Genomic DNA, 20,546 nt, shown 5'->3' with positions numbered 1-20,546 from the left:
GCCATGGGGGACTTCGTAAAGGGGCCGGACGCCAACAAGGGTGTGACGGAGGCATTTGCCGGAACGGACTCGCCCTACTGGTCCGAGACCCGGGGCTACGTCGCCGAGCTGATACCCGCGTCGGCCCGCCGGATCCTCGATGTGGGGTGCAACGACGGCACCTTCGGCGGCGAGGTCCTCGCGCGCGAGAGCGGCCGCGAGGTGTGGGGGATCGAGCCGCATGACCTCGATGCCCAGGCAGCTGCCCGCCGCCTCACAGGCGTGGTCAACGGGTTCTACCCGGATGTCCTTGACGAGGTCCCGGGTGTGTTCGACTGCGTCAGCTTCAACCACGTGCTCGAGCACATGGTCGACCCGTGGAACGCACTGCGGGTCACGAAGGAACGGCTTGCCCCGGGTGGGGTCATCGTCGGGGAGCTGCCCAACGTCCGCCACCTGCCATTCCTCCTCGACCTCACCTTCCGCGGCCGCTTCGACTACGCCGACTCAGGACTTCTCGACCGCACGCACCTGCGCTTCTTCACTCGCTCCAGCGCCCACGACCTCTTCGAGTCGTCGGGCTATGAGGTCGACACGTTCTTCCCGGTCGTCGCCATGGGCAACGCGCGCCTGCCCCGGACGTCCAAGGTGGTCGCCAAAATGATCGGCGACCTCTCCTACCTCGCCTTCGCCTTCCGGGCGCGTCCGGCCTGACGGCACCGACCCGTGGGTGGTCAGCCTCAGGCCGTGTTCCGCTCCTGGCGACCGCTGAGACCCGCACGCAGACCGGCCGCGGCCCGGCGGAGCCGTCCGGCGCGCCCGGACGCGAAGAGCGTCACGAGGACGAGGTGGCGCACGGCTCGAACGACCGCACCGGCGGCCCACCGCGGGTGACGCCGACCGTGGCGGCGTACGAGGCGCACGAGGTTGCGCCACTGGTAGAAGTAGCGGAACTCGCTGGCAACGACCAGCGGCAGCTCACGGCCACCGGGCAGCGTCAGCGGGTGGCCCAGGCGGTGCGCGAGCGTGGTGCCGGGCGCCACGATGGCCTCGAGTCCGGAGTCCAGGGCACGCAGCCAGTAGTCGCTGTCGACGCCGTCGATCACCAGCGACTCGTCGAAGCCCCCGACGAGGTCGAGCGTCGTGACCGGTAGCAGCAGACCCGACTGGATCGGCTCCCCACCCGGCGCGAAGGCCGCCGTGGTGTCGGCGCGACGACGGGTGACCGTCGCGACTGCCCCGGGTGAGGTCATCGCGACCCGCAGGCCAGCGTCGACGGCGGCCCGCTCGGCCGCGACCAGCCCGGCCACCAGGCCGTCGGGCAGCGCCGAGTCCTGGTCGAGGGTGAGCACGTGGGTCAGGGTGGGGTCGGCCCGGCGCGCCTCGCGCACGCCGGTGTTGAGCGCGGCGCCGATGCCGCGGTTGCTGACGTGCCGTACGACGTGCGCGCCCAGCGCCGCGCACTCCTCGAGGACGGCGTCGCCCGCTGTCGACCCGTCGTCGACGACCACTACCTGCGTGACCTGATGCGCGACCGAGCGGAGGGCTGTCACCAGGGAGGCGTCGGGCTGATAGGCGGTCACCACGGCAGCCACGCGGTCGGGGGGCGTCATGTCCGGACTAGAGTAGGTGGTGATGGAGCGCAAGGACGTGGCGGCAGGCCGCGAGCGGGGCCGCAGCGCCGTGTTGGTGGCGCTCGCCGCCGGGGGATCCGCAGCTGTGAGCTACGTGGTCATGTGGCTGGCTGCCCGCGTGCTCTCGACGGCGGATGCCACCGTCTTCCTGACGCTCCTGTCCGTCCTGTTCTTCTCCTACGGACTCCTCTCGGGCCTCGCAACCGAGGTCACCCGGTCCACCGCGGCCGCGCTGCGCGACGCCCGGGCGGTCGGTCCGAGTCTGTGGCGGGTCTCCGCCGTAGCGGCGACGGTGTGCTCCGCCGCAGTGGTGACCTTCGTCGTGATCGGGAGCGAGCGCCTGCTGGGTCCCGATGCCGGGACCGGTCTCGCCTGGGGCGTGGCCCTGCTGATGGGCCTGGGAGTCGCCGGGTACGCGTTCCACTCCACCGCGGTCGGTGCACTCACGGGACGGCGCCAGTGGTCGGGATGTGCCGCGGTGATCGCGTCCGAGGCATCGGCCCGCCTGGTGCTGACGGTCGTCGCCGCGGTGCTGGGAGCGGGGCTCCTCGGCATGCTCACCGGGTCGGCATCGGCAGCGTTGGCAGTGTTCGTGGTGCTGGTCCTGGCTCGCGGGATCCGTCCGGCCATGGCCACGGCCACCGACTGCTCCGGGCGTGCCCTCGGCTGGCGCATCGCCCAGTCGATGCTGGCGCAGGCGTCGGCCGCTGCCCTCATCGTCGGGTTCCCGGTCATGCTGGCCGCGACCACCGTGCCGTCTGAGTACCGCAACGCCGCCCCACTGATCCTGGCCGTCTCCCTGACGCGAGCCCCGCTGCTCGTGCCTCTCAACGCCGTCCAGGGTGTCGCGGTGTCCTACCTCGTGCACGCCGGTCAGCGGTTCGGGCGGGCGCTCGTCTTCGTCATCGGCGTCCTCATCGCGGTGGGTGTCGTCGGGAGCCTCTTGGCCTGGGCGATCGGCCCGTGGCTGATGGAGACCCTGTTCGGCGCTGACTACCGCGTCGACGGCTGGGTGCTCGGGCTCCTGACCCTCTCAGCCACGCTCCTCGCAGTCCTCACCGTGACCGGTGCCACCTGTCAGGCCACGGATCGCCACGCCGTCTTCCTCGGGGGGTGGGTCGCGGCGACCGTCACGACCGCCGTTGTGCTGCTGCTGCCGGGCACCCTCGAGCAGCGCAGCGTGACGGCGCTCCTCTGCGGTCCGGCGGTGGGTCTCGTCGTCCATGTCGTCGCGCTGGTGCACGGCGGCGCACGCAACCGCAGACGGCACGGGGGGCGCATCCGTGTCGGCGTGTGACCGCGGGGCAGACCAGGGGCGGCCGCCTGTCTCGGTGGCGATGGCTACCTACAACGGCGCTGCCTTCGTGGCGGAACAGGTGGACAGCATTCTCGCCCAGCTCGGTCCCGAGGACGAGCTGGTCGTCGTCGACGACGCCTCGACCGACGACACCCTCGGCGTCCTGCGATCCCTCGCCGACGACCGGATCCGGCTGGTCGAGTCGCCGGTCAACCGGGGTTACGTGGCGACGTTCGAGCAGGCGCTGCTGGCCTGTCGGCACGACCTGCTCCTGCTGGCCGACCAGGACGACTTGTGGCCGGAGGGCCGTGTCGATGCCCTGGTCGTCGGCCTCGAGCGCGCGGACGTCGTGGCGGGCAATGTGGCTCTCCTCGGCTCGGGCCGACCGCTCAGCTCGCCGTTCGGCGCCGAGGGTTGGGTGCTCCGCGCCAGCGACTCGACCCGGCACGCCTGCAACGTGGGCGGCGTCCTGGCCGGCATGCGCCCCTACTACGGGTGCGCGATGGGCATGCGGCGCGCGGCCCTCGATACCGCGTTGCCCTTTCCGTCGTTCCTGGTCGAGTCGCACGACCTCTGGCTGGCCCTCGTCGGCAACCTGCGGCGCAGCACGGCACACGTCGACGACGTGGTCGTGCTGCGCCGTGTGCACGACTCCAACGAGACCCCCGACCGACCCCGGGGTGTGGTTCCTGCTGTGCGCTCGCGTGTGATGCTGCTCCGCAGTGTCGTGGAGATCTCTCGACGCCAGCGGCGTTCGTTGCTCAACCGGTGACGTGGGTCCAGATGTGGTGCACGGAGCGTCGCCGCTGTGGCCCGCGCAGCGCCTGGGGCAGGAGAGTCAGCCCGTGGAGCCGGGAGGTCCACCGGCGTCGTGCGGCACGTGCCGCACGAGACCAGCCGATCGCCGCGAGGTCGGCGCCCACCTCTCGGAAGTAGCGGCGATCGTCCTCGAACCGCGACCCGTCGAGAGCGGCGGCCGATGACAGGCTCTCCGCGTGACGTCGGTAGGAGAAGGCCTTGCGTGAGTCCAGGACCAGTGCTCCGCCGTCGCGCACGATGTCCAGGATGAGGGCGAGGTCGAGGACGATCGGCAGATCCGCACGAAACGGGCGGTCGACCAACCACGAGCGCCGGAAGACGAGCGATGGCCAGTAGAGCCAGTTGCCTCGCAGCAGGCTGACCGCCAGGTCCTCACCTGACAACAGGCGGGTAGGCCTCGAGCGAGGACGCAGCATGGCCTTGATCCGGTCGCCGAGCGGCGCCGCGACCGCCCCGGACTCGTCGATCACCTGCACGCCCATCTGCAGTATCGCGGCGTCGGGGTACGTCGCCATGAGCTCTCTCGCACGGGCCACGAAGTCGGGGTGCAGGAGGTCGTCGCAGCCGAGGAACATCACCAGGTCGTGCGTGGCCAACCGACGGCACTTCTCGAAGTTGTCCGCGATCCCGAGATTGGTCTCGTTGCGGAGGTAGGTGATGCGAGGGTCGTCCTCCAGGGCGAAGTGGCGAGCGACCCCGGGGTCGGGGTAGCAATCGTCGACGATCGTCAGGGTCCACCTGTGGTCCGTCTGCGCACGAACGCTCTCGACGGTGGTGTAGAGCAGCCCCGGGTCGCCCCAGAACGGGACGAACACCTGGAGGTCCTCACTCATGCGCTCTCCTCGCCCGACTCCTTCTCCAGGAGCGGGCGACGCTCGAGCTCGACCTGGAGCAGGGCGACGTCCTCGGCGAGGGTGCGGGTGCGTTCCTCCAGACGACCGAGCTCGGAGCTGTGCTGGAGCGTCAGCACCATGATCACCAACGAGGCGACGAAGAACAGCAGGTTGGCCGGGACCTGGAGGCCGATCGCTGTGGTGGCCCAGGCCAGCAGGCTCGGGAACGCGGCGACGGTCAGGGCCCCGAGGGCCACGATGCCCCAGATCAGAGCGTACTTCTCCCGCAGCCGGTGCCGTCGGAGCATCTCGAAGAGGGACAGGAGGATCACGAGCGAACCGACGATCCCGAGGATGCTGACGCCGCTCATGGCTCGACCTGTTCGGTCGCGCGATCTTCGGGCGCGGTCACACCGCGCGCGCGCGGTGGTTCGCTGGTGGCGGACGGCTGGGGCGTCGGCGCAGTGGAGGCACCGGCCGAGTCGTCGAGCTGGGCCGGCCAGTCGCGCACCAGCGCGAGGAACAGTGCGAAGACGGCCCGCAGCAGGTAGACAGCGGCCTTGACAGGGGAGTGGGAGGCACGCCCGGCCATGCGGGGCCGCATGACGACCGGCTCCTGACGTATGACGCACCCGGCGCGAGCCCCGATCACGAGTGACTCCACGGTGTCGCCGAGGTACTCGGCCGGGTAGTGCCGCGCGAACAGCGAGATGGCGCGTCTGTTGCTGACGCGAAAGCCCGACGTGACGTCGGTGAGGCGGGTGTGGGCCAGACGGGAGAGGACGGTAGCCAGCAGCACCATGGCCCATCGTCGTGGTCCGCGCACCTTGTACGGGTCGTCAGCCGTTGCGAAGCGTGCGCCGATCACGACGTCTGCCTCCGACAGACGGTCCACGAGCGTGGGCACGTAGCGCGGGTCGTGCTGGCCATCGGCGTCGATCTGCACCGCGATGTCGTAGTCGTTGCGCAGCGCGAATCGGTAGCCCGCGCGCATGGCGCCGCCCACGCCGAGGTTGTAGGGGAGGCTGCACACCGTGGCGCCTGCTTCTGCGGCACGTTGGCGGGTGTGGTCGGACGACCCGTCGTCGACGACGAGGAGATCCGCCTCGGGCACGCAGGCCCGGATCTCGCTGACGGTGGTGCCGATGGAGGCCTGCTCGTTCCACGCGGGCACGATGACGAGGACACGGCGGCCCGACACCCAGGCGGCTGGCATGGGACGCATGCTATCGCCCCACCCGGATCTCGTAGAGGACGCGCGACGAGCCGCCCCAGTCGAAGCGGTCGGTCTCGCGCAGGCACGGCAGGTCGAGGTCGCGGGTGGCGACGATGGTGCGCACCGCAGGAACGCGCTCGGCGAGGGTGCACGGTGATGCCTGCACCACGATGACGTCGGCGCTCGGGTTGGACACCGCAATCCCGGGCTTGTCGACCCACTGGAACCAGACGAAGGCGCCGCCGCGGTTCCACAGGGCCTGGTCCGCGTCGGGGACCATTGCCTCCCAGGCCTCGGTGTCGGGGCCGGCGAGCTGCCGGCCCGACAGGCTCGGCACGCCGGTGGCCGCGAGCAGGCTGTCGACGGCGTACGCATCGGTGGCCCACACCTCGCCGTCGGCGCGGATCGCGGGGGCGTCGGCGAGCAGGTCGTCGGCGACGGTGCTGCCCCGCAGGTCGGCAAGCCCCACCAGCAGAGGGTTGACGTTCCACACGAGGAGAGCTGCACCGACGACGGCGACGACGTAGCCGTGGGGGCGGCGGGGCCGGAGCGTCACGGCGAAGACGGCCAGGGCCACGACAGCTGAGGAGAGGTAGATCGTGGTCAGCGACAGGGTGGGGATGCTGACGAGGCGTAGGAGGGACGCCGCGTACGCCGTGGTGGCTCCGGTCGCCACGCCGGCCACGACCGCGAGCCGCCGCGAGCCCAGGTCGGGGAGTAGCGGGATGACCAGGCACACGAGGACCACGCCCAACATGCCCACCACATCGGCGGCGCGCGCCTGCGGGACCATGCTCAGCAGCGGCACCGAGCTCGCGAGGGTGCCGAGCGCGAGGGTGGACCATGCGAACCAGAGAGCGGTTGCCGCTCCGAGCACGATGACGGCGGACCGGTGGGCCGGTGGCGCCGGTCGCCACATGGCCGCGGTCAGAACGGCGAACCACACCAGGGCGACACCGAAGGACGACGAGATCTCGCTGGCGTTGGAGCCGTTGATCCCGGGGTTGTCCTGGAGCACGCTCAGCGCCGGGGCCGCGAAGATGTCCTGCAGCGGGCTGGGCAGCCCATCTGCGCGGCGCTGCCCGGGGTAGACCGTCTCCGCGAGGACGGCGAGAGTGGCGCGGTTCTCGACCAGCACCGCCCCGAGTGCCGCGAGGGTCGCAGCCCCCGCGGCGGCGACCACCCCCACGGCGCGCCGACGGCCCTCCTGCGGGACGAGGAGGAAGGCGACCGTGGCTGCCAGCACCGAGCTTCCCAGGACCACGCTCCATGGCTGGTAGCCGTACAGGGTCCGCGCGAGCAGGAGGGCCGATCCGATGGTCCAACCAGCCATGACCAGACGGCGTCCACCGAGCGCGGCCTCGTGCGCCTTGAGCAGCGCGACGCAGCCCGCGAAGAGGGGCCCAAGGGTGGCGAGAGGGCCGAACGACCACCACGCCACCAATGGGCAGAGGACGAGGAGCGCGAAAGCGAACCAGCCGATCCGGCTGCTCCCGGTGATCCGGGCGAACCAGGCAGGTGTGCTCAGCGCCAGCAGCAGGAGCGGCAGCCACAGCGTGGCGGAGTAGAGCACGTGGTCGGGGAGCCACGGGCCGAGCTGCAGGAGCGAGCGGTCGAGGAGGACGACGGTACTCACGGGGCCGCTGGGCAAGGAGTTCAGGAATTCGTCGTCGGCCGTCAGCGGGTTGAGGTCGTCGGTCGCCCCGGTGGCCAGCACGCGCAGCAGCGCCGGCGTGCTCGTCGCCCACTCGTCGGACCGCACCGTCAGTGGCGTACCCAGCATGATGCCGTCGTGCTCGCCGGGTGTCTCGCGCAACTGGTCGATGCCGATGCTCGAGTAGTTCGTGCCGGTGAGCGCGAGGACCGCGTAGACCAGGATCGGAAGGATGACCGGCCAGCGCGCGTCGCGCAGTCTTTCGCGCACAGGACGCACGTCGAATACCTTCCAGCTCGCCGGTGGGACCGGCCGCACTATACGGGTCATCTACCGTTGCGCCGTGCCCCAGCAGCAGCCCGAGCAGCAAGCCCCGCCGGTCCAACGACTCCGCGTCCGCTACGCGAAGCGCGGACGGCTGCGGTTCACCAGTCATCGCGACTTCAGCCGCGCCTTCGAACGTGCGGTGTTCCGCGCGCGGGTGCCGATGGCGTACTCGTCCGGTTTCAACCCGCACCCGCGGATCTCGTACGCCGGTGCGGCACCGACGGGCTCGGCGAGCGAGGCGGAGTACCTCGAGCTCGCCCTCGCGGAGGTGGTCGTACCCACCGACGTCCACGCGATGCTCGACGAGGCCCTACCTCCCGGTCTCGACGTGATCGAGGTGGTGGAGTCTCCCGGGGGCTCGCTCGCCGACCTGCTGGAGGCGAGCCGGTGGCGCATCGAGATCGACGCCGACCGGGAGTCCGTCATGGACGCGGTCGAGAGGTTCCTTGCGGCTGACGAGGCTCCCGTCGAGCGGATGACCAAGAAGGGGATGCGCGAGTTCGACGCGCGCGGTGCCGTCGTCGCGCTCGTCGTGCTGCCCGGCGATGAGGCTGGCAGTCGTACCGCACTCGAAGTCGTGCTGCGGCACGGGACGCCCGCCGTGCGCCCCGACGACGTGCTCCGCGGGCTGGAGACCGTGGCCGGCCTCGGTGCGGGTGAGGCGCCGTTGATGACGCGCCTGGCCCAAGGGCCGCTGCTCGGAGGGGACGAGGTCGGCGACCCGCTGGCTCCTCGCGCATAAGGCCCGTCGCACGTCGATGTGCGATACTCGCCACGTTCGACGCCCCGTCCAACCGTCGGGATCCGTCGAGCCGACGACGTTCTCGCCGGCCGCACCAGTGGTCGGCACCCCGGGTAGGTGGACGTCACCGGACCGCGACGCGGCCACAGGAGTCGGTGACAGCGACTCGCGTGGCCCGGCGACCGCGGCGGGTGGCGCACCGGCCGTCCGGAGACGCACCCGCGGAGGGGGTCGCCGCCACAGAAGCTTTGCGCCCCCGCCGATCGCGTCGCGAGAGGAGCGGGCGCCGTACCGGCACCGTCACGGTGCCCGAGGAGCACCGCATGCTCAGTGATGACCAGCCCGACCAGCCCGAGCGCACCGAGTCGGGGTCCACGACTCCCGGGGCGACCGACGGGGGCACCGCACCCGTCGTGACACGTCGTACGCGGAAGGCGCCTGCCAAGAAGGCAGCCGCTGCGCCGGCCGGAGACACGCCGGCCGCCGCGCCCGCCGACGCCGACGCCGACGCCCCCGTCGTGCGCACCACCTCGCGCCGGGCGCCCGCCAAGAAGGCGCCGGCTCGCAAGAGCGCCGCGAAGAAGGCCGCCGCGACGCCCGAGGCCGACGCGCCCGTGGTGGAGCCGCAGGCCGATGTCGAGGACGCCCCGGCGCCGGTGAAGAAGGCCGCCGCCCGCAAGTCCGCGGCCAAGTCCGCCGAGAAGGCCCCGGCCAAGAAGGCGGCCGCCAAGCGGACCAGCGCCAAGAAGGCCGCCGCAGCACCCCAGCCGGAGGCCGAGGAGACCGCGCCGGCCACCGACACCACAGCCGACACCACCGACGCCGCGACCGGCCACGCCGTGCTGTTCCAGCCGCCGGTCGTCACCACGACCACCCGCCGCACCCGCAAGAAGGCGGCGCCGGCTCCGGTCGAGAGTGCGCCGGCCGGGCGCGAGGCCGAGGCGACCGGGCCCGCTGACGCCGCGGACGCCCCCGTGACCGGGAAGAAGACCGCGGCGAAGAAGTCAACGGCAAAGAAGTCAGCCGCGAAGAAGTCACCCGCCGAGACATCCGACGCCGATATTTCCGACGCCGAGCAGCCTGACGAGAAGCCGGCCAGGAAGAGGTCCGGGTCGAGGTCCGGCAAGAAGGCTGCCGCGGCGCAGGTCGACCAGGTGCCCGTCCCCGACGAGGACGAGGAGGCCGCCGCCGACACGGTCCTCGCCGACGTCGACGCGACCGAGGTCGCCGGGGAGGTCGCCGACACCGGCACCGACACCGCCGACGCGGGGGAGTCCAGCGACGACTCAGAGGGTGACGGTGGCTCCGGTCGCCGGCGCCGCCGTCGTGGTGGCCGTCGTCGTCGCAAGTCCGGCGAGGGCGGCGACGAGGGTGGTGACACCGGCGCCGGGTCCGCCGACACCGCCGACGACACCGCGGAGTCGACCACGACCTCCGGCCCGAGCGACGGTGACTCCGACGAGTCCGACGGCACCGGCGAGGGCACCTCGCGCCGCCGTCGCCGCCGTCGCCGCGCCGGCGAGGAGGGCCCCTCCGACGACAGCGAGCCCAACACCGTCACCCGCGTCCGCAAGACCCGATCCGCCGAGGACCAGATCACCTCGGTCCAGGGCTCCACCCGGCTGGAGGCCAAGAAGCAGCGTCGTCGCGAGGGCCGCGAGGCCGGCCGACGCCGGGCGCCGATCGTCAGCGAGGCCGAGTTCCTCGCCCGCCGCGAGTCGGTCGATCGGGTGATGGTGATCCGCCAGCGCAAGGAGCTGACCCAGATCGCCGTGCTCGAGGACAAGGTCCTCGTGGAGCACTACGTCGCCCGCGAGTCCCAGACCTCCCTCATCGGCAACGTCTACCTCGGCCGGGTGCAGAACGTCCTCCCGTCGATGGAGGCCGCCTTCATCGACATCGGCAAGGGCCGCAACGCGGTCCTCTACGCCGGCGAGGTCAACTGGCAGTCGCTCGGCCACAAGGAGGGCCAGCCGCGCAAGATCGAGTCGGTGCTCTCCAGCGGCCAGATGGTCCTCGTGCAGGTCACCAAGGACCCGGTCGGCCACAAGGGCGCCCGCCTGACCAGCCAGGTGAGCCTGGCCGGCCGCTTCCTCGTCTACGTCCCGGACGGCACCACGTCCGGGATCTCCCGCAAGCTGCCCGACACCGAGCGCAGCCGTCTCAAGACGCTCCTGAAGGAGATCGTCCCCGACACCGCCGGCGTCATCGTGCGCACCGCGGCGGAAGGTGCCAGTGAGGAGGAGCTGACGCGCGACGTCGAGCGCCTCAAGGCACGCTGGGAGGACATCGAGAAGAAGGCGACCCACAGGGGTTCCGGCCCGCAGCTGCTCTACGGCGAGCCCGACCTGACCCTCAAGGTCGTCCGCGACCTGTTCACCGAGGACTTCGCCAAGCTCGTCATCGAGGGTGACGAGGCCTGGGAGACCGTCCGTGGGTACGTCGACTCGGTCGCCCCCGACCTCGGCGAGCGGCTCGAGAAGTTCGAGCGCGGCGCGACTGGGGGCGACGTGTTCTCGACCTACCGCATCGAGGAGCAGATCCAGAAGGGCCTGGACCGCAAGGTCTGGCTGCCCTCGGGAGGCTCACTCATCATCGACCGCACCGAGGCGATGACCGTCGTCGACGTCAACACCGGCAAGTTCACCGGGTCCGGGGGCAACCTCGAGGAGACGGTGACCAAGAACAACCTCGAGGCGGCAGAGGAGATCGTGCGCCAGCTCCGGCTGCGCGACATCGGCGGCATCATCGTCGTCGACTTCATCGACATGGTGCTCGAGTCGAACCGCGACCTCGTCGTACGCCGGCTCGTGGAGTGCCTCGGTCGCGACCGCACCCGCCACCAGGTCGCCGAGGTGACCTCGCTCGGACTGGTGCAGATGACCCGCAAGCGCATCGGCACCGGCCTGGTGGAGGCGTTCAGCGAGAACTGCGAGCACTGCCACGGCCGGGGCGTGGTCATCAAGGACCAGCCGGTCGACCCCGATGCACGCCCCGACGACGGCGAGGGCCGTCGCGGCAGCCGGAGGCGCGGACGCCGCGGCTCGGGCAACGAGGAGTCCGGCAACGACAGCGGCAACGCCGCGTCCGCCGAGCAGCACCACGCTCCCTCGCCCAAGGACGTCGCCGCGATGGCGCGGGCCGACCGGCAGGTCGAGGAGGCGTCGACCGAGGCTTCCCCCGAGACGGCCCCCGAGCCCTCGCCCGAGCCGTCGGCCGACGGCGGGGCGGTCGAGGAGAAGACCGAGCAGCCCGCCGAGCAGCCCGTCGAGCAGCCCGTCGAGGCGCCTGTCGAGGCCGAGAAGCCGAAGGTGGTCACCCGCACGCGTCGCCGTTCCGCCAGCCGCCCCGCCGGACCGCCGTCCGGGGTTGGCACGGCGCCGGCGTCGGGCGTGGTCGAGCCCGGGACCGCAGGTCTTGAGCCCGGAGCGGACGGCCAGCCGAGTGCACAGCCGGAGCTGTCGTCCGGCGGTCCGGGCGAGGCGCCGGTGGTCGAGCACGTCCCGATCAAGAAGAAGGGCTCGCGCAAGCGCTGAGCTCGCGGGAGCGGGTGGCCGACCTCGTTTTGCCCGGTCGGCCCCCGATCCCGTAGTCTTGACCCTCGGTGTTCGACGCACCGATTCTGCGCGCCCGCCACGCGGCGTACTCGCCCGATCAGGCGGTGTCGTGCGCAGTCCCGAAGTTTTTTCACCTGTAGTTCGTATCGAGGAGAGTGACTCGCCGTGTACGCAGTCGTGCGCAGTGGCAGCAAGCAGCAGAAGGTTGCCGTGGGCGACGTCATCGAGATCGACGCGATGGCCGCCGCCGGTGACACCCTCACCCTTCCCGTGGTGATGGTCGTCGACGGTGACAAGGTCACCGCGACCGGCCTCGACAAGGCGAGCGTCACCGTCGAGGTGACCGGCCGCACCAAGGGCCCGAAGATCATCATCCAGAAGTACAAGAACAAGACCGGCTACAAGAAGCGCCAGGGTCACCGCCAGAAGTACACCCAGGTGAAGGTCACCGACATCTCCCTCTGAGCGCTCGCTCGAGGTCGACCAAGTCTCTTCAGAAGGACTGAACAATGGCTCACAAGAAGGGTGCCGCGAGCACCAAGAACGGTCGCGACTCCAACGCCCAGCGCCTCGGCGTGAAGCGCTTCGGCGGCCAGGTCGTCGGCGCTGGCGAGATCATCGTCCGCCAGCGCGGCACGCACTTCCACCCGGGCACCGGCGTGGGTCGCGGCGGTGACGACACCCTGTTCGCCCTGCAGGCCGGCGCCGTCGAGTTCGGCACCCGCCGCGGTCGCAAGGTCGTCAACATCACGCCCGTCGACTGAGCCTGCGAAGTCGACACAGGGCGGGAGATTGAGGAGAGCTCGGCTCAGGTCCGAGCTTGCGAGGAGCTGAGCGACTCGTCTCGAAATCCGTCTCACCACTGGGCGTCCCACCTGGGGCGCCTTTTGTGGTTTCAGCACCACTGACAGCAAGGAATCTGATGGCCATCCCCACGTTCGTCGACCAGGTCACGCTGCACCTCGCGGCCGGACGAGGTGGCAACGGCGTGGCCTCGGTCAAGCGGGAGAAGTTCAAGCCGCTCGGCGGCCCCGACGGCGGCAACGGCGGCCAGGGCGGGTCGATCATCCTGCAGGTCGACACGAGCGTCACGACGCTCGTCGACTACCACCACAGCCCGAAGCGGCGGGCCGACAACGGCGGCCAGGGCGCGGGTGACCACAAGAACGGCGGCAACGGCAAGGACCTGGTCCTGGCCGTCCCCGACGGCACCCTCGTCAAGGACGCCGACGGCTCCGTGCTGGCCGACATGGTCGGCCACGGCACGACCCTCGTCGTCGCTGCTGGCGGCCGCGGGGGCCTCGGCAACGCCGCCCTCGCCTCCTCCAAGCGCAAGGCCCCCGGGTTCGCCCTGCTGGGCGAGCCCGGCGACGAGCTCGTCGTACGTCTCGAGCTCAAGGTCGTCGCCGACATCGGCCTGGTCGGGTTCCCGAGCGCCGGCAAGTCGTCGCTGATCGCGGCGATCTCCCGGGCGCGGCCCAAGATCGCCGACTACCCGTTCACCACCCTGATCCCCAACCTCGGTGTGGTCACCGCGGGCGAGACGACCTTCGTGGTCGCCGACGTGCCCGGCCTGATCGAGGGCGCCGCGGAGGGGCGCGGCCTCGGCCACGACTTCCTGCGCCACATCGAGCGCTGCGCGGCGCTGGTCCACGTCGTCGACACGGCCTCGATCGAGCCCGGCCGCAACCCGCTCGACGACCTGGAGGTCATCGAGGGCGAGCTCGCCCGCTACGGCGGGCTGGAGGACCGGCCCCGGCTGGTCGCCCTCAACAAGGTCGACGTCCCGGACGGCCAGGACATCGCCGACATGGTGGTCGAGGAGCTGCGCGGCCGCGGGATGCGGGTCTTCGAGGTCAGCGCCGCCTCCGGCGCCGGGCTCCGGGAGCTCACCTTCGCCATGGCCGAGATCGTCGTCGCGTCCCGCGAGGTCGCGCCCGCTGCCGAGCCCGAGCGGATCGTGCTGCGACCGAAGGCTGTCGACGGCGGGGACGACTTCCAGGTCGTCGAGACCGAGGACGGTTGGCGGGTGCGTGGCACCAAGCCCGAGCGCTGGGTGCGGCAGACCGACTTCAGCAACGAGGAGGCCGTGGGCTTCCTGGCCGACCGTCTCAACCGGCTGGGCGTGGAGATCAAGCTGGCGCAGATGGGGGCGCAGGAGGGCGACGCCGTCATCATCGGGCCGGAGAACAACTCGGTCGTCTTCGACTTCAAGCCCAGCATCGAGGCCGGTGCCGAGATGCTCGGCCGTCGCGGTGAGGACGAGCGGCTTCGCGAGAACCGACCGGCCCGCGACCGACGACGCGACATCGCCGAGGCGATGGAGACGAAGTCGGAGGAGGAGGCCCGCGCCGACGTGGCCCGCCGCCTCGACGAGGAGCGCCGGAAGAAGGGACCCAACCGCAGCACCGGCAGCTCCGGCGTCGGTCCGATGGCCTACGAGATCGGCAGCAAGGACGACCCCGACTGGGACGGCAGTGACGACTGACCGCTCGGCCACCCGGCTGAGCCTGGTGGACGGTGCCCGTCGCATCGTCGTCAAGGTCGGCTCGTCGTCGCTGACCACCGCCGCCGGCGGCATCGACCCGGCACGCGTACGTCAGCTGGTGGAGGTCCTCGCTGCCGCACGCGGCAGCGGTGCCGAGGTCGTGCTCGTCTCGTCGGGCGCCATCGCCGCCGGCCTGGCCCCCCTCGGGCTGACCCGGCGCCCGCGCAGCCTCGCCGCACAGCAGGCCGCGGCGTCGGTCGGTCAGGGGCTCCTCGCGCACCGCTACCAGGAGGAGTTCGCCCGGCACGGCATCGTCACGGGCCAGGTGCTGCTCACCGTCGACGACGTCACGCGGCGCGCGCACTACCGCAACGCCCACCAGACCTTCGCCAAGCTGCTCGAGCTCGGTGTCGTGCCGATCGTCAACGAGAACGACACGGTCGCGACCTCCGAGATCCGCTTCGGCGACAACGACCGGCTGGCGGCGCTCGTCGCCCACCTCGTGCACGCCGACCTGCTGGTGCTGCTCTCCGACGTCGACGGCCTCTACGACGGTCCTCCGTCGCGCCAGGGCACGCAGCTGGTCCCGGTCGTCCGCTCCGAGGACGACCTGGCGGCGGTGACCATCGGGTCGGCCGGCGCCGCCGGTGTCGGCACCGGCGGCATGACCACGAAGGTCGACGCGGCGCGGATCGCGACCGGCGCCGGCATCGACGTCGTGCTGACCTCCGCAGACCAGGCAGCCGCCGCGCTGTCAGGTGCGGTGGTCGGCACCCACTTCGAGGCCACCGGCAAGCGCCGTCCCACCCGGCTGCTGTGGCTGGCGCACGCGACGTCCGGGCAGGGCACGCTGTCCCTCGACGAGGGCGCCGTGCGCGCGGTCGTCGAGCGGCGCGCGTCCCTGCTCCCGGCGGGCATCACGGCCGTCGACGGCACGTTCGTCGCCGGTGACGCGGTCGACCTGCTCGACCCCGACGGCACGGTGGTGGGCCGCGGGCTCGTGAACTTCGACGCCGACGAGCTGCCCGCCCTCCTCGGCCGCTCGACCCGGGAGCTGAAGCACGCGCTGGGGACGGCGTACGAGCGCGAGGTCATCCACCGCGACGACCTCGTCGTGCTCTAGGGTTCCTCGGCCAGGACCTCGTCGAGCTCGTCCATCGTGCTGGTGAAGGCGGCGGCGAGGTCGACGTCGTACGCGTCGGCGAGGGTCAGGACGCTCCACAGGCAGTCTGCCAGCTCATGTGCCAGCGCCTCGTCGAGGTCGTCGCGAGGGCGCACCCCGGCCTTGCCCTGCACGAGCTTGGCCAGGTCGCCGACGTCGCCGAGGAAGCCGAGCATGACCTCCTCGACCGTCCACGACCGGCCGTAGGTGGAGGCCTCGACCTCGGCGTAGCGGGCCCGGACCTGTCGGGCGCGCTCCTGCATCTGCTGGAAGTCCATGCGGTGATCCTGCCGCAGGGTCCGGTCAGGCGAAGTGGCGCGGGAGGTCGAGGGCGGCGGCGAGGCGCTCGGCGTACGGCGCACGCTCGGCGGCCGTCGCCCACCGCGTCGACCGGTGCTGCTCGTAGAGGCGGTCGTCGGCGTGCCGGGGGAAGACGTGGACGTGCAGGTGCCAGACGTCCTGGTTGCCCGACGGCTCGTTGTGCTGCCGGGTCGAGATCCCCTCGCAGTCGTACGCCGCGCGCATCGCGACCGCGACCCGCTGGGTGAGGTCCCACACGGCGTGCCCGACGACGGCGGGGATGTCGTACAGGTTCTCGTGGTGCCCGCGCGGGATGACGAGCGCGGCGCCCGGATTGGCCGACCACCACTTCGGCGAGATGCGCGCGTAGGCGAGCTCGGTCACGGCGACGACGTCCCCGGGCTGGTTGTGCTCGTTGTGCACGCCTCGCTGCAGGCGGCAGAACGGGCAGTCGTATCCGGCGGGCTCGTGGGTGTGCACGGGCACACCCTTCCACCGGCCCGGGGCCTCCGGTGTGAAGGTGGCCACGCGGGGCGGGTGGGCGAAGGTCGGCCCCGTAGGCTTGGCAGGTCATGAACCAGCCGCTCGTCTACCTCGACCACGCCGCGACCACGCCGATGCTCCCGGTCGCGGTCGAGGCGATGACACGCCAGCTCACCGGCGTCGGCAACGCCAGCTCGCTGCACGCCTCGGGGCGCGGCGCCCGGCGGGTGGTCGAGGAGTCCCGCGAGACCATCGCGCGCGTGATCGGCGCCCGGCCGGGCGACGTCGTCTTCACCTCCGGCGGCACGGAGTCCGACAACCTCGCGTTGAAGGGGATCTTCTGGGCCCGGCGCGCCGAGGACCCCCGTCGTACGCGCATCCTCGCCACCGCCGTCGAGCACCACGCGGTGCTCGACCCGCTCCACTGGCTGGCGGAGTCCGACGGAGCCGAGGTGGAGCTGCTGCCCGTCTCGTCCGAGGGTGTCCTCGACCTCGACGCCCTGCGGGACTCGATCGCGCGCGACCCGGCGTCCGTGGCCCTGGTGTCGGTGATGTGGGCCAACAACGAGGTCGGCTCGCTGCAGCCGATCGCCGACGTGGTCGCCATCGCCGCCGAGCACCAGGTCCCCGTGCACACCGACGCCGTGCAGGCCCTCGGACAGGTGCCGGTCGACTTCGCCGCCTCGGGTGTCGACGCGCTGACCTTCACCGGCCACAAGGTGGGTGGCCCCTACGGTGTGGGAGCGCTCGTCGTACGACGTGACCTGGCCGTCAGCGCGCTGGTGCACGGCGGTGGCCAGGAGCGCGACATCCGCAGCGGCACGCTCGACGTGCCCGCCATCGCCAGCCTCGCCGCGGCCGTCGAGGAGTCGGTCAAGCACCAGCACGAGCACGCGGTGCGGGTCGCCGCCCTGCGCGACGACCTCGTGCGCCGCGTCATCGAGGTCGTGCCGGACGCCCACCTGCACGGTGCGCCGGCGGGACCGCTGCGGCTGCCCGGCAACGCCCACATCGGCTTCCCCGGCTGCGAGGGCGACTCCCTGCTGATGCTGCTCGACGCCCGCGGCATCGAGTGCTCCACCGGATCCGCGTGCTCGGCAGGCGTCCCGCAGCCCTCGCACGTGCTGCTCGCGATGGGCTGCGACCCTGACCAGGCGCGGCACTCGCTCCGCTTCTCGCTCGGCCACACCACCACGCCGGCCGACATCGACGCCGTCGTCGAGGCCATCGGACCCGTCGTGGAGCGCGCCCGCGCTGCCCGGGCTCGCTGAGGAGCCGGGGATGAAGGTCGTCGCCGCCATGTCGGGCGGGGTGGACTCCGCCGTCGCCGCCGCCCGGGCCGTCGAGGCCGGGCACGACGTGACCGGCGTGCACCTCGCGCTGAGCCGCAACCCGGCGTCCTACCGCTCCGGGGCGCGGGGCTGCTGCACGATCGAGGACAGCAACGACGCGCGCCGCGCTGCCGACGTCATCGGCATCCCGTTCTACGTCTGGGACCTCTCCGACCGCTTCCACGAGGACGTCGTCGAGGACTTCATGGACGAGTACGCCGCCGGGCGCACCCCCAACCCGTGCCTGCGCTGCAACGAGAAGATCAAGTTCGCCGCGGTGCTCGACCGGGCGCTCGCGCTCGGCTTCGACGCGGTCGCGACCGGCCACTACGCCCAGCTGCGCACCGGAGCCGACGGCCTCATCGAGATGCACCGCGCCGCCGACCATGCCAAGGACCAGTCCTACGTCCTCGGCGTGCTCGACCAGCAGCAGCTGCGGCACTCCCTGTTCCCGCTCGGCGACACCGACAAGCCGGCCGTGCGCCGCGAGGCCGAGGCGCGCGGCCTGCTGGTGGCCGACAAGCCCGACTCGCACGACATCTGTTTCGTCGCCGACGGTGACAACGCCGGCTGGCTGCGCGAGAAGCTCGGCGATCGCGCGCCCAACCACGGTGGCGACATCGTCGACGCGACGACGGGGGAGACGGTCGGCAGCCACACCGGCACGTACGGCTTCACCATCGGCCAGCGCCGGGGCCTCCGGCTCGGTGTGCCCGCGGCCGACGGCAAGCCCCGGTTCGTGCTCGACATCGAGCCGGTCAGCGGCACCGTCACCGTCGGGCCGCGCGAACGCCTCGCCGTCGACCACGTGTCGGGCATCCGGCCGCGCTGGTGCGGCACCGTGCCCGACCGGGTCGAGGGCACCGTGCAGCTGCGTGCCCATGGTGCCGAGCACCGGGCCGTCGTGCTCGTGGCGGGGGACCGCGTCGAGATCGACCTCCTCGACCCTGCGGAGGGCATCGCGCCGGGGCAGGCAGCCGTGATCTACGACGGCACCCGCGTCGTCGGCTCCGCCACCATCGCCTCCACCCGCTCCGTCGACGGCGCCGCATGACGCGCGCCACCGGGGTGGGCTCGATGCCCGGCACGACCGACGCCGACCACGTCGAGGCGACCCGTCTCGTCCTGGGCGAGCTGCCCGACCTGCCGCACGTGCCGGAGGTGCCCGGTCGCGGTGTCACGGCCGCGATGACCGGTCGGGGGCTCGCGGTCGTCGCGGGTCTCGGTGCCGACCTGCAGCCCGCGGGCTGGCGGCTCACCGACGCCAGCGGGGTCGACCACCGCCGGGCCCGCTCGCTGCTCGCGCAGGACCTCGACACCGTCGAGGAGCTCGCCCAGGACTACGAGGGTGCGTTCAAGACCCAGGTCACCGGTCCCTGGACGTTGGCCGCCACGGTCGAGAAGCCGCGCGGTGACAAGGTGCTCGCCGACCACGGCGCGCGTCGCGAGCTGGCCCAGGCGCTCGCGGAGGGGGTGCGCATTCACCTCGCCGACCTGCGTCGGCGCCTCGGGGGCGTCGACCGCTGGATCGTGCAGCTCGACGAACCGGCCCTGGCCGCGGTCGTGGCCGCCCAGGTGCCGACGGCCAGCGGCTTCGGCCGGCACCGCAGCGTCGACCTGCCCGAGGCCTCGGCCCACCTGGAGTGGGTCGTCTCCGCCGTCGTCGACGCCGGGGGCGAGGCGTGGGTGCACTCCTGCGCCCCGCAGACGCCGTGGTCGCTCGTCGCGGGCACCGGGGTGCACGGGCTCTCCGCCGACCTCGACATGCTCGGCCCGGCCGACCTCGACACCTTCGCGGAGGCGCTGGAGTCCGGCCGCACCGCCGCCCTCGGCGTCGTACCGTCCAGCGCTCCTGCCGGGGGTCAGTCCGAGGTCGGCACGACCGAGCGGGTCCAGCGCTGGCTCGACATGCTCGGCCTGGACCCCGACGGCGTCGGTGACCGCCTCGTCATCACGCCGACCTGCGGCCTCGCCGGAGCGACGGCCGAGTGGGCGGGTCGGGCCGTACGGCTCTCGGCGACGGTGGCCCGCAACCTCTGACCGCCCGCTGGGGCCGGTCACCGCTCGGCGCGGGGGACCCTGGCGGCGAGCACCTCGAGGACCGACCCCAGCGCGACGTCGTGCCAGTGCCCGGACCCGGCGAGCATGTAGTGGCCGAGGCCGCCCATGTCGTGGAGCTCGGCGCTGGCGGCGACGCTGCGCGCCCGGTCGACGTAGCGGCTGGTCTCCCGGAAGGACGTGATGCGGTCGCGGCGCCCGTGCGCGGCCCGGAGGTCGCGACCCGCGAGCGTGGTGACGGGGTCGTCGGCGGACCACCACGGGGCCAGGCCGACCACCCCGACGACCGAGGGGTCGTCGGCCACGTGCACCGCGACCCGGGCGCCCATCGAGTGCCCGAGGAGCACGACGGGTACGTCGCCGTGCGCGGACCGCAGCTCGTCGAGCGCCCACCGGGCGTCGTGCACCGGTCCGGCGCCGCCGTTCCACCCGCGCACCCGGTAGCGCGCGAGCCACACACCGACGCCGGCCTCGTGCGCCTGCGGCACGATCGAGCGCTGGAGCCACGCGGCCCGGCGCCACGACGCACTGGTCGGGCCGATGACCCGGTCCGACCGGGGCTTGCCCCCGTGGAGGACGAGGACCATGGCGCGCGGGTCGCCCGGGACGTCGGCGGTGGTCAGGAGGGGATCACTCACGTTTCTCCTTCGAGACGGTGGCGACGTC

General features: G+C 72.2%; 20 protein-coding genes. 12 read left to right on the top strand and 8 right to left on the bottom strand.

All coding sequences use genetic code 11. The features are described 5' to 3' along the window. The first annotated feature begins 3 nt into the window (after positions 1 to 3). Complete coding sequence (locus Q1B24_RS06160; RefSeq protein ID WP_299924823.1) at positions 4 to 693, top strand: class I SAM-dependent methyltransferase; 690 nt, start codon at positions 4 to 6, stop codon at positions 691 to 693. A 26-nt stretch (positions 694 to 719) separates the two neighbouring features. Here the strand turns inward: Q1B24_RS06160 and Q1B24_RS06155 are convergent, their stop codons facing one another. Next, complete coding sequence (locus Q1B24_RS06155; RefSeq protein WP_299924820.1) at positions 720 to 1,592, bottom strand: glycosyltransferase; 873 nt, start codon at positions 1,590 to 1,592, stop codon at positions 720 to 722. Positions 1,593 to 1,614: 22 nt separating this feature from the next. Between Q1B24_RS06155 and Q1B24_RS06150 the strand changes: the two genes are divergently transcribed. Together Q1B24_RS06150 and Q1B24_RS06145 are read left to right on the top strand one after the other, a co-directional pair. Beyond that, positions 1,615 to 2,910, top strand: coding sequence for a hypothetical protein (locus Q1B24_RS06150; RefSeq protein ID WP_299924817.1), 1,296 nt, complete (start codon positions 1,615 to 1,617; stop codon positions 2,908 to 2,910). Further along, complete coding sequence (locus Q1B24_RS06145; protein WP_299924814.1) at positions 2,837 to 3,682, top strand: glycosyltransferase; 846 nt, start codon at positions 2,837 to 2,839, stop codon at positions 3,680 to 3,682. Before Q1B24_RS06150 ends, Q1B24_RS06145 begins: the two co-directional genes overlap by 74 nt. Here Q1B24_RS06145 and Q1B24_RS06140 read toward each other — a convergent pair. From Q1B24_RS06140 to Q1B24_RS06125, 4 genes are read right to left on the bottom strand one after another with little or no spacing between them, the layout of a single operon-like run. Continuing rightward, positions 3,672 to 4,562: a glycosyltransferase gene (locus tag Q1B24_RS06140; RefSeq protein ID WP_299924811.1), complete on the bottom strand. Its 891-nt coding sequence runs from the start codon at positions 4,560 to 4,562 to the stop codon at positions 3,672 to 3,674. The genes Q1B24_RS06145 and Q1B24_RS06140 overlap by 11 nt on opposite strands. After that, on the bottom strand, positions 4,559 to 4,933 hold the full coding sequence (locus Q1B24_RS06135) for a DUF2304 domain-containing protein (RefSeq protein WP_299924808.1): 375 nt from the start codon (positions 4,931 to 4,933) through the stop codon (positions 4,559 to 4,561). Before Q1B24_RS06135 ends, Q1B24_RS06140 begins: the two co-directional genes overlap by 4 nt. Next, positions 4,930 to 5,778: a glycosyltransferase family 2 protein gene (locus tag Q1B24_RS06130; protein ID WP_299924804.1), complete on the bottom strand. Its 849-nt coding sequence runs from the start codon at positions 5,776 to 5,778 to the stop codon at positions 4,930 to 4,932. The genes Q1B24_RS06135 and Q1B24_RS06130 overlap by 4 nt, the downstream gene beginning before the upstream one ends. A 10-nt stretch (positions 5,779 to 5,788) precedes the next feature. Continuing rightward, the gene (locus tag Q1B24_RS06125; protein ID WP_299924801.1) at positions 5,789 to 7,702 is read right to left on the bottom strand and encodes a hypothetical protein; all 1,914 of its coding nucleotides are present in this window, start codon (positions 7,700 to 7,702) and stop codon (positions 5,789 to 5,791) included. A gap of 73 nt (positions 7,703 to 7,775) precedes the next feature. On the opposite strand from Q1B24_RS06125, the gene Q1B24_RS06120 reads away from it, so the two are divergent. From Q1B24_RS06120 to proB, 6 genes are all read left to right on the top strand, one after another. After that, positions 7,776 to 8,501: a TIGR03936 family radical SAM-associated protein gene (locus Q1B24_RS06120; protein WP_299924798.1), complete on the top strand. Its 726-nt coding sequence runs from the start codon at positions 7,776 to 7,778 to the stop codon at positions 8,499 to 8,501. A gap of 323 nt (positions 8,502 to 8,824) precedes the next feature. Beyond that, positions 8,825 to 12,037, top strand: a complete 3,213-nt coding sequence (locus Q1B24_RS06115; RefSeq protein ID WP_299924795.1) for an Rne/Rng family ribonuclease — start codon at positions 8,825 to 8,827, stop codon at positions 12,035 to 12,037. A 186-nt stretch (positions 12,038 to 12,223) separates the two neighbouring features. Beyond that, on the top strand, positions 12,224 to 12,523 hold the full coding sequence (rplU, locus tag Q1B24_RS06110; protein WP_056908626.1) for a 50S ribosomal protein L21: 300 nt from the start codon (positions 12,224 to 12,226) through the stop codon (positions 12,521 to 12,523). A gap of 44 nt (positions 12,524 to 12,567) precedes the next feature. Beyond that, positions 12,568 to 12,822 (top strand): 50S ribosomal protein L27, encoded by a 255-nt coding sequence (gene rpmA, locus Q1B24_RS06105; RefSeq protein WP_056908627.1) that lies wholly within the window; start codon positions 12,568 to 12,570, stop codon positions 12,820 to 12,822. 158 nt (positions 12,823 to 12,980) lie between these two features. Next, positions 12,981 to 14,546 carry a GTPase ObgE gene (obgE, locus tag Q1B24_RS06100; RefSeq protein ID WP_299924774.1) on the top strand — a complete coding sequence of 522 codons (1,566 nt, stop codon included), beginning with the start codon at positions 12,981 to 12,983 and terminating at the stop codon, positions 14,544 to 14,546. Next, positions 14,536 to 15,669 carry a glutamate 5-kinase gene (gene proB / locus Q1B24_RS06095; protein ID WP_299924771.1) on the top strand — a complete coding sequence of 378 codons (1,134 nt, stop codon included), beginning with the start codon at positions 14,536 to 14,538 and terminating at the stop codon, positions 15,667 to 15,669. The genes obgE and proB overlap by 11 nt, the downstream gene beginning before the upstream one ends. Here proB and Q1B24_RS06090 read toward each other — a convergent pair. Further along, positions 15,666 to 15,986, bottom strand: coding sequence for a MazG nucleotide pyrophosphohydrolase domain-containing protein (locus Q1B24_RS06090; protein ID WP_299924768.1), 321 nt, complete (start codon positions 15,984 to 15,986; stop codon positions 15,666 to 15,668). The genes proB and Q1B24_RS06090 overlap by 4 nt on opposite strands. Positions 15,987 to 16,011: 25 nt before the next feature. Further along, positions 16,012 to 16,488: an HIT domain-containing protein gene (locus Q1B24_RS06085; RefSeq protein WP_299924763.1), complete on the bottom strand. Its 477-nt coding sequence runs from the start codon at positions 16,486 to 16,488 to the stop codon at positions 16,012 to 16,014. 92 nt (positions 16,489 to 16,580) lie between these two features. On the opposite strand from Q1B24_RS06085, the gene Q1B24_RS06080 reads away from it, so the two are divergent. From Q1B24_RS06080 to Q1B24_RS06070, 3 genes are read left to right on the top strand one after another with little or no spacing between them, the layout of a single operon-like run. Further along, positions 16,581 to 17,762, top strand: a complete 1,182-nt coding sequence (locus Q1B24_RS06080; RefSeq protein ID WP_299924760.1) for a cysteine desulfurase family protein — start codon at positions 16,581 to 16,583, stop codon at positions 17,760 to 17,762. 10 nt (positions 17,763 to 17,772) lie between these two features. Then, complete coding sequence (gene mnmA / locus Q1B24_RS06075) at positions 17,773 to 18,876, top strand: tRNA 2-thiouridine(34) synthase MnmA (protein WP_299924757.1); 1,104 nt, start codon at positions 17,773 to 17,775, stop codon at positions 18,874 to 18,876. Beyond that, positions 18,873 to 19,862, top strand: coding sequence for a methionine synthase (locus Q1B24_RS06070; protein WP_299924754.1), 990 nt, complete (start codon positions 18,873 to 18,875; stop codon positions 19,860 to 19,862). The genes mnmA and Q1B24_RS06070 overlap by 4 nt, the downstream gene beginning before the upstream one ends. A gap of 17 nt (positions 19,863 to 19,879) precedes the next feature. Here Q1B24_RS06070 and Q1B24_RS06065 read toward each other — a convergent pair whose 3' ends face one another. After that, on the bottom strand, positions 19,880 to 20,518 hold the full coding sequence (locus Q1B24_RS06065) for an alpha/beta hydrolase (protein ID WP_299924750.1): 639 nt from the start codon (positions 20,516 to 20,518) through the stop codon (positions 19,880 to 19,882). Positions 20,519 to 20,546: the final 28 nt, after the last annotated feature.

This window comes from uncultured Nocardioides sp., assembly GCF_947488025.1.
Lineage (GTDB): Bacteria > Actinomycetota > Actinomycetes > Propionibacteriales > Nocardioidaceae > Nocardioides.
This window is presented reverse-complemented; position numbering and strand designations above follow the sequence as displayed.